The organism is Methanosaeta sp. UBA458 (assembly GCF_002496085.1).
GTDB classification, from domain to species: Archaea; Halobacteriota; Methanosarcinia; order Methanotrichales; family Methanotrichaceae; genus Methanothrix; species Methanothrix soehngenii.
In genome coordinates this window covers 1-8,661 of sequence record NZ_DAIK01000058.1, presented here as the reverse complement: position 1 = coordinate 8,661, position 8,661 = coordinate 1, and the positions used below count along the sequence as shown (strand labels likewise).

At 52.0% G+C, this 8,661-nt stretch carries 7 protein-coding genes and 1 tRNA gene; 1 reads left to right on the top strand and 7 read right to left on the bottom strand.

Going from position 1 to position 8,661, the window contains the following annotated elements; all coding sequences use genetic code 11:
- The 7 genes from BP822_RS03925 to BP822_RS03895 all read right to left on the bottom strand — a co-directional run.
- Positions 1-541: hypothetical protein (locus BP822_RS03925; RefSeq protein WP_286877775.1), on the bottom strand; the 541-nt coding region annotated here is incomplete at its 3' end.
- A gap of 54 nt (positions 542-595) precedes the next feature.
- Positions 596-1,912 (bottom strand): tetratricopeptide repeat protein, encoded by a 1,317-nt coding sequence (locus BP822_RS03920; protein ID WP_273278717.1) that lies wholly within the window; start codon positions 1,910-1,912, stop codon positions 596-598.
- Between the two features lie 353 nt (positions 1,913-2,265).
- A complete protein-coding gene (locus BP822_RS03915) occupies positions 2,266-3,057 on the bottom strand; it encodes a tetratricopeptide repeat protein (RefSeq protein ID WP_273278716.1) in 792 nt (263 codons plus the stop codon).
- A gap of 159 nt (positions 3,058-3,216) precedes the next feature.
- Entirely contained in the window at positions 3,217-3,798 is a 582-nt protein-coding gene (locus BP822_RS03910; protein ID WP_286877774.1) for a hypothetical protein, read from the bottom strand.
- 62 nt (positions 3,799-3,860) lie between these two features.
- Positions 3,861-5,306, bottom strand: a complete 1,446-nt coding sequence (locus tag BP822_RS03905; protein WP_286877773.1) for a tetratricopeptide repeat protein — start codon at positions 5,304-5,306, stop codon at positions 3,861-3,863.
- A gap of 75 nt (positions 5,307-5,381) precedes the next feature.
- A complete protein-coding gene (locus tag BP822_RS03900; RefSeq protein ID WP_286877772.1) occupies positions 5,382-6,770 on the bottom strand; it encodes a tetratricopeptide repeat protein in 1,389 nt (462 codons plus the stop codon).
- A 352-nt stretch (positions 6,771-7,122) separates the two neighbouring features.
- Positions 7,123-7,224: transfer RNA gene (locus tag BP822_RS03895), tRNA-Met, on the bottom strand.
- 101 nt (positions 7,225-7,325) lie between these two features.
- Here BP822_RS03895 and coaBC point away from each other — a divergent pair.
- Complete coding sequence (gene coaBC, locus BP822_RS03890) at positions 7,326-8,522, top strand: bifunctional phosphopantothenoylcysteine decarboxylase/phosphopantothenate--cysteine ligase CoaBC (RefSeq protein WP_286877771.1); 1,197 nt, start codon at positions 7,326-7,328, stop codon at positions 8,520-8,522.
- Positions 8,523-8,661 lie beyond the last annotated feature (139 nt).

Here is an 8,661-nt window from a genome sequence, read left to right as displayed (position 1 = left end):
GAGATGCCTCTTCTGCTAAAGACTGCTGGTACTCTATGGTTATGGAAGGATTCCTGATATCATATCCCTGAGAAATAACTGTTAACGAATCATTTGAGGCTGAGACCACGTATTTCAGCCCCTCAGAGCTATTGATTCTTCCCAGCCCTAAATCGGCTGGAAGGTCGAATATGACGCGATACTCGGCATAAAAGCCCGGACATTGAAACATCAATCTCCAGGTATCTCCTTGCTTGAAAGTCAGTGCGTCAGTCCAGGCATACAGCTGATGAGTCTCGTTTTCATACCTGTATCTGGATGCATACCGAGTCGCAGCCGGGTCGGTATACCGGGTCGGCCTCAGAAAGATCAGGCCCCTGGGGTCATCAACATAGCCCACGACCAGGGCCTGACCGGTGTCGAGCAGGTGGACATTGAGGCTGAGGTTCTTCCCGGCTGCCCCAGAATCAGGATACTGTCCGGATGCCTGAATTGCGGCGACAAGGGATAGAAGAATAGCCGATCCCATCAGGATCTTCTTCAATAGTACCATAGATACCATCCTATCCCTCCGGTTCTTGAGATGCTAAACACGGTCATCTGTATTCCTGCGGATCTATGCTTTATACCCTAGCTCCTTTGCCCTGGCAAAAGCTGCAGCCGCTTCAACCTGGCGTCCTGAGGCCTTCAGTGCATCGCCCTTGCCCTGCCAGGAGGAGGCTTTCAGCAGACCTAGCTCTGGACTCAGCTCAACAGCCTTGTCGTAGGCGCTTACGGCCTCTTCGTATCTGCCCGTATAATTTAGGGCTTCACCTTTGTTCTTCCAGGCAATCGGATTTGTCGGATCTATCTTTAGGGCGGCATTAATAGTCGTTAGGGCTTCCTCGTACTCGCCCATCTTTATAAGAACGCTACTCTTGTCCGCCATAAATGTGGCTGTGAGCAAGACAAGGTCTGCGGGCACGGACGAAATAGCCTCGTCGTAGGCCACAAGAGATTCATTGTGCCTGCCCAGTTCGGAGAGGATACCAGCCTTCAATAATCGAGCTTCCTGGCCGGTGAAATCTGGGTCTAGCTCAATAACTCTATCGCAAGCCTTTATGGCCGCTTCATACCTTTCTCTGGCCTCATCCTTCCTATCCATATCGTTAAGCATATTGCTCATGCCAACGAATGCAAGTGCCTTGCCCTCCCAGGCCAGAGCTGAGAATTGCCTGGAATCTTCAGCAGAAATAAGCTCAATGGCCCTATCGAAAGCCTCCAGCGACTCATTGTATCTGTTAAAATTCTTGCCATTGAACCTGGCGAGGGACAAGAGAGTATAGCCTTTATCATTCCAGGCCTTTCCATAGCCAGGATCCAGCTCAATGGCCTTGTTCAAGGCTGTAAAGGCTTCTTCATAGGTCTTGACGCTCTCCTGTTCAGGTAGTTCCCCTGCCTTAAGGTTCAGAGCTGCGCCCTTCAGGTACCAAGCCTCCGCATACTTGGGATTCAGTTCAGTAGCTCTGCTATAGGCGTTGATGGCCTCATCGTTCTTGAAAATCCTTATGAAAAGCTCCCCTTTCACAAGCCAGCCCCTGGCATCATGGGGATTATCTTTGGTAGTTTTTTCTGCCATCTCCAAGGCGTTTTCATAAATCTTCAGCGATTCATTATAATCTCCCATTCTTACGAGCACATCACCTTTGCCCATCCATATGCTGGCGTTCTCGGGATCGATCTCAATTGCCTTATCGAATGCAATGAGCGCATCCCTATAGTTATCGTTTCCCATTAGCTTCAAACCCTCTTGATACCAGCTATCTGCAGTATTCTCCTGCGCTACAGCTGCCAGACATAGCACAAAGAGAACGGCCAGGATGAGGGGGATTCTCATCCAGGCCCTCATCTTTTTTGCATTCGCTCTCAGATCATTCACTCTTTTTTCATGCATTCCCAAACTCTCCTTTCTGCTCTATTTCTCGACTTCTTCATTTATGCGGACATCTCTCGTTCGAAATGCCTGCCAACCTCTTCTGGGCATGAACTGTAGATAAATGATTGATTGAATGAACGATGAACATGGGAGAAAATCTTGAGAGATGGAGCGTTCAGATGTTCATGAAGGTTCCTTTTTGATGAAAGACATCTCCTGAGCCATTAGCAAAGCTAAAAAATCCATTTTATTGGGTACTACGACGTTTAAGGAGCTATGACTGGGACAAGAATACTGGCGGCATTGAGTGTGCGTCATTGCCATAGGATCAAATCTCTGCCCATCATCGATGCAAAAAGTAAAAGATGGGCTTATATGCCGCCCAGCTCCTTGGACCTGGCGAAGAGTTCCTCTGCCTCGACCTCACGGCCCAAATCCTGCAGTGCCTTTCCCTTATAGTAGTAGGACCTATAGTACATGGGAGCCAGCTCTATGACCTTGTCGAAGCACTGTATCGACTCATTGAGCCTTCCCAGGTGGTAAAAGGCCGTGCCTTTGCCCTGCCAGGCCATTATACTCTTGGGATTTTGCTCGATGGCCTCGTCGCAGAGCTCAACTGCTCTTGTGAAAGAAGCGTTAGCCCCTTCAGTGCGATTGAGTCTGTTGAGAGCGCCGCCTCTGTCCAGCCAGTATGATGCTTGAGTGGGATCGAGCTCAATGGCCTTATCGTAGGCAGGGACTGCCTCTTCGTGCCTGCTCAGTTCGGCCAGAACGCCTGCTTTCCAGTACCAGGCATCGGATGAGTTTGGATTTATCTCAAGAGATTTATTATAGGATTCCAGGGCTTCTTCAAAATATCCAAAGCCAGTCAGGGTTTTGCCTTTCTGATACCAGGCGTCGGCAAATTGCGGATTGATCTCTGTGGATTTATTGAAAGCATTAAGGGCTTCCTCATAATTGCCGAGGAAATCGATCTGAAGCTCTCCCTTCTTAAACCAGGCCGATGCCGATTGAGGATCGATCTCTATGGCATTATCATAGGCCTCGCGGGCTTCCTGAAGAAATATCTCTCGGGCAGTCTGATTTTGCATTTCATTTATTGCCATTTCACGCGACTCGTTGCCCTTGTTCAGCCAATAACCGGCTGTGTCTTCCTTCGCCATATCTTCCTGAGAACTAGATGAAGCACATAGTACTGCTAGGGCTACAAAGGCCAGAGCTAAAATAGCTTTCATCATCTTATCCCCCTCACATGAAAAATTAATTGCGCCTCTATTTATATCCCTGTCCATGATGATATTGTGGATCTCTCAACCAGAGTCTTACAGCCACCAATCCCATATCAATGGCTTCTTTCTGCACATGAGGACGGTGTTTCTTTGATACCTGATGACGAAGGTCTCCCTAACACCGCTATCCTGCTGTGCGCTCCAGTTTGCCTCAGGGTCCAGGTACAGGGTGGGCTTGGGCATGAGGTCCTCGTCCAGGGGGGTGAAATTCGCAAATATGACTTCTGTGCCGATGACCTCTCCGGCGGCCGTAGTCATTTGGGTGGCAGCGAACTTCCCTTGCCAGAAGCTTCCCCCGCCGGAGGCGGTGAAGCTGCCCTGCAGCCCATCATCGCCTTGGCTGCCCGACAGCCGAAGGAACAGGGCAGGATTGCTGCGGAAGGTGATGGCCGCCTGAACATCGCTGCCCTGTCGGGATCCTATCAGGAAGCCGTCGCCGCGGCTGCCAAGGGTTGCCCTGCCCTGCAATGTTGAGTCCTTCTCGCTCAGGGAGACCACGCTGCCTTCAGCGAACTCTTCGTCAGGGCCGCCGCTCTGAACAATATAGCTGATCTTCCATCGACCGGAGAGATCCTCAGAAGCCGCAGCTGCTGCGACAAAGAGGAATGCCAGCAAGGCTGCAAATAAACAGCCACCGATATTCGCCAATCTCATGCGTGAAAAAAGATTGACGGAGGTCACTCCTCATATCCCAGCTTATCCGCCACCAAAAACGACATGCCGGCGTTACCAACCTGCCCCATGGCCTTCTGCGCCTCTCCCCTGCCGTGCCAGGCATTGCTATAATGGGGCCCTAAATCTATGGCTTTATTGTAGGCCTCAAGAGCCTCCTCGTTTTTGCCCTGCAAGCGCAGCGAATCGCCCTTGCCTATCCATGCGCTAACAGCTGTTGTATCGGACTCTATGCTCAGAGATTTATTGATCACCTGGTCATAGACTTCTATAGCCTCATCGTATCTGCCCAGCTCGAAGAGAGCCAGGCCTTTCTGTTGTAATAGACGGTTATTTCCGGCATCCTCTGAAATTGACGCGTCGTAAAACTCCAGGGACTTCTGGAAGGCCACTTTGGCCTCCTCCTGTCTGCCGGTCTTGTTCAGCGCCCATCCTTTGGCGAGCCAATTCTGCGCCAGGTCTTCGGTATCGTTCTCTGCAATCAGTTCGATGGCTTTATCATAGGCCTCTACTGACTCGTTGTACCTCTTCATCTCCGTGAGAAGGCCGGCCTTCCACAGCCAGCTTTCGGCATCCTCTGGGTTCTGATTGAGGACTTCATCAAAAGCCTCTATTGCTTCATCCTTACGGCCCAGCTGTGACAGGATATCGGCTTTGAAGCGCCAATTCACCCGGCTTCCCGGATCAATCTCCAGGGAATGGTTGATGGCTTCCAGGGCCTCCGCCCATCTGCCGCCTGCAATCGCCAGCACTTCAGCTTTGGACATCCAGTAATCTGCCTGCTCCCGAGTATCATTGGCTGGAATCAGCTCGATGGTCCTATCGTAGGCCTCCATCGATTCGTTGATATCCCCTATTCTGCCTATGACCTCGGCTTTCCTGCCCCAGGCGCGGTAATCCTGCGGATCGACCTCTATGGCCTCGTTGTAGGCATCCCGCGCTTCATCCCACTTGCCAAGGTTCAAAAGGGCATTACCTTTGCCGATCCAGGCATCCATGTCTTTTGAGTCCTTTTCAATGCGCCTGTTGAATGCCTCCAGAGTTTCTTCATAAGCGGCTAAGGACTCGTTCCGCCTGTTCAGACTACCTAAAACCGATGCCTTCTTCTGCCAGGCCTCGGCATCATCCGGGTCCTTCAACAAGATTTCATCCAGAATGCTCAGCGCCTTCTCATAGGTCTGAGATGACTCGTTCACCTTGCCTACAATGCCAAGGTACAAAGCCTCCCGGATCAGAATGGTCTCGTTTCCGGGATCTGTCTTCAGGGCTTCATCGAGGGAAGAAATCACCTCTTCGAAAGAGCTGTTATACGCAAACTCTTCGGCTTTGTCCATCCAGTAGTCTGTTGTATTTTCCTGTGCTGTGACACAAGCACATAGCTCGGCCAGGGCCAGAAGAGTGAGAGCGAGCTTTGCTCCCAATTTTTTAGATATTCTTTTATCTCTTTTCATTTCTCTCACCACATCCCCTTTTCACAATCCAATCTGAGGATTCAATATAGATCTCAAGAAAAAAATAAGTGGGGCTCACTTTTCATACCCCAGCTTATCCGCCATCAAAAGCGACATGCCGGCATTGCCAGCCTGTCCCAATGCCCTCTCTGCCTCACCCTTCCCATGCCATGCGGCGCTAGAACTGGGAGCCAGCGCTATTGCCTCATTGTAAGCCTCCAGAGCCTCCTGGTTTCTGTTCAATGCCCGAAGAGCATCGCCTTTGCCCTCCAATGCAGAAACGTCGATAACGTAGGGCTCTATTCTGGGAGAGGCCTCGAGTACTTGATCATAAACCTCTAAGGACTCCTCGTATCTGCCCAGGTTATAGAGCGTCAGGCCTTTCATCCTCTGCAGGCTGAGGTCGCCGGGGTCCTCCAAGATGGCTTTAGCGTGAAGCTCCAGCGACATCTGGAAGGCCTCTTTTGCTTCTTTTCGCCTGTCGATCCTGTTCAGTGCCGTTCCTTTGACCAGCCAGATCCCAGCCAGCTCTTTGGTGTTGCTTTCTGCAATCAGCTCAAGGGTTCTGTCGTAGGCTTTGATGGATTCGTTATGGCACTTCATATCCACGAGCAGGTCAGCCTTCCGCAGCCAGCTATGGGCATCTTCGGGACTCTGCCTGAGGGCCTCGTCAAAGGCTGCCAGCGCTTCATCATTCCTGCCAAGCTCCATTAGAGTAGAAGCCTTGAAATGCCACCACACGCTGCTTTTAGGATTCAGCTCCAGAGATTTATCAACCGCCTCCAGTGCCTCTTCCCATCGTTCGGCAAATGCCAGGTCTTCTGCCTTTGCAGCATAAGCCAGTGCCCGCTCCGCTGCATCGTAGGCTGGTATCAGGCTGATGGCCTTATCGTAGGCCTCCACAGACTCGTTGATATATCCTATGCCGCTAATGACTTCTGCTTTCCTCCACCAGACGCTGTAATCCAGAGGTTTGAGCTCCGTCGCTCTATTATATGACTCACGAGCCTCATCCCACCGGCCGAGGTTGAGCAGCACATCTGCTCTGCCTATCCAGGAGTCGGCATCCCGCGAGTCATTCTTTATTCTCTGGTCGAAGATCTCCAGGGCCTTTTCATATGCCTGGTCTGACTCATCCTCTCTGTTCAGGCTGCCTAGAACCATGGCCTTCCATTGCCAGGCTTCGACATCTATTGCATTCTTCTTTAGCTTTTCATCCAGCAGGGTCAGCGCTTTCTCATATGTCTTTGCCGATTCATTCACCATGCCAATGATGTTAAGATACATGGCTTTGCGAACGATAATTGAATCGTTCCACGGTTCTTTTTTTGGAGCCATGCCGCATGCAGAAATGGCTTCATCGATAGAATCGTTGTGCATGAGCCCTTCTGCTCTATTAATCCAGTAGCCGGTCGTCTCTTCCCTTCCCACTGCAGAGGTGCAAAAAAATTTCAGCGATATCAAGGAGAAAATTATCTTAAAGATGGCATATAAAATATCAGGCAATTGACGGTGGTCATGCCTGATCTCCGCTATCTTGTCATTATTTTCCATCGAATCGCGCTCCTTAATAGACCCCCCCTCCATTGACAGAAAAGGATCTAATCGCATTAAGTCAGCCTTTCTTCAGGCTGCCTCCCACTGCAAACAGCCTATGCTGAACTACGGCATTTGCCGTATTACGGCAGTCAACGAATATAAATCTTGTGGCTGTTCGACAATAAGAGATGCTGCCAATATTGTCATTAATGCGAATACTGTTTATGCCTAACAGTCGAGCCGATTATGAAATTATTTTTAATTGCCAAGAATAAGGTGCCGGGGGCGGGATTCGAGCCCGCGACTTCGAGATGACTCAGGCGCGTTCTTCGCAATTACCCTATGAGTCTCGCGCCCTAACCAGCTAGGCCACCCCGGCACGGCATAGTCCCTCGGGTGAATAGCTAATTAAGGTTTTTGCTTAACCTCCTGCAGAGGAACGGGCATCCTTTAAAAGCTCAAAGTGCAAAAGGGATGAGTATGACCTCTGATATCTCAGCCTCGGTGAGCGAGACCCTATCCGAAAAGACGATAGTGGTGGGAGTGACGGGAAGCATCGCTGCGGTCCGGGTAATAGACCTCATTCGCGACCTCATCCGCCGCGGGGCAGAGGTTCATTGCACCATGAGCCATGCAGCCGGACAGATACTGCATCCCTATGCCCTGGAATATGCCTCAAACCATCCGGTGATAACCGAGATCACCGGCCGGGTTGAGCACGTCCAGTTCTGCGGCGTGGGCGGAAAGGCAGACCTCTTCCTGGTCGCGCCGGCCACCGCCAACACCATTGGCAAGATGGCCAATGGCATCGATGACACTCCAGTGACCACCTTTGCTACCACGGCTCTCGGAAGTGGCAAGCCGGTGGCAGTCGTCCCTGCCATGCATGAGGCCATGTACCGTCATCCCGCAGTCATACGGAATCTGCAAATCCTGAGGGAAATGGGCGTGGCCCTCATCGATCCGCGCATCGAGGAGGGCAAGGCCAAATTCGCCGATAACCAGCGGGTGGTGCAGGAGGTAGAAAGACTGCTGGGCCCGGCCGACCTTAAAGGGAAGAGGATCCTGATCACCAGCGGCTCGAATGCCGAATCCATCGACCCCATCAGAATTCTCACCAACCGGGCCTCGGGAAAGACCGGTGTCGCCCTCGCCCTGGAGGCCCGAAGGCGGGGGGCGGATGTAACCCTGGTCCACCGCTTCATCCAGGACCTGCCAGTCCACCAGGTCTATGCCCAGAGCGCCAGCGATATGCTGGATGCGGTCATGTCAGAGCTCAAGAAGGGCTGCGACGCCCTGATCAGCGCCGCGGCAGTGGCGGACTACACCCTCGACCCGAGCGAGGAGAAGATCAAATCCGGCCTGGAATTGAATCTGCGTCTTAAGCCCACCAGGAAGATAATCAAGAAGGTGCGAGAAGCCTACCCTGATCTGAAGATAGTGGGCTTCAAGGCCGAGACCGATACCGGCGACGAGGCGCTCCTGGCCAGAGCTCGTGCATCCCTGGAGGGCGCGGGTCTGGACCTGGTAGTGGCCAATGACGTCTCCAGAGGTGGCATGGGCACGGATGATAACCGGGTGCTGATTTTGAGCCGGTCCGGCAGCCATAGCGAGGTCGAGGGGAAAAAGAGCCTGATTGCGAGAAGGATCATCGACTCTCTGGCGGAGATTCTATGAATTCCCCCAATTCGAATCATTTGACAACCAGAGCCTGGGTCCCATCCCACATCACCGGCTTTTTCGCGGCCAGGCGTGAGGAAGACCCTCTGCAGTCCGGCTCTATCGGCTGCGGCCTGTGTCTTTCCCCCGGCGCCAC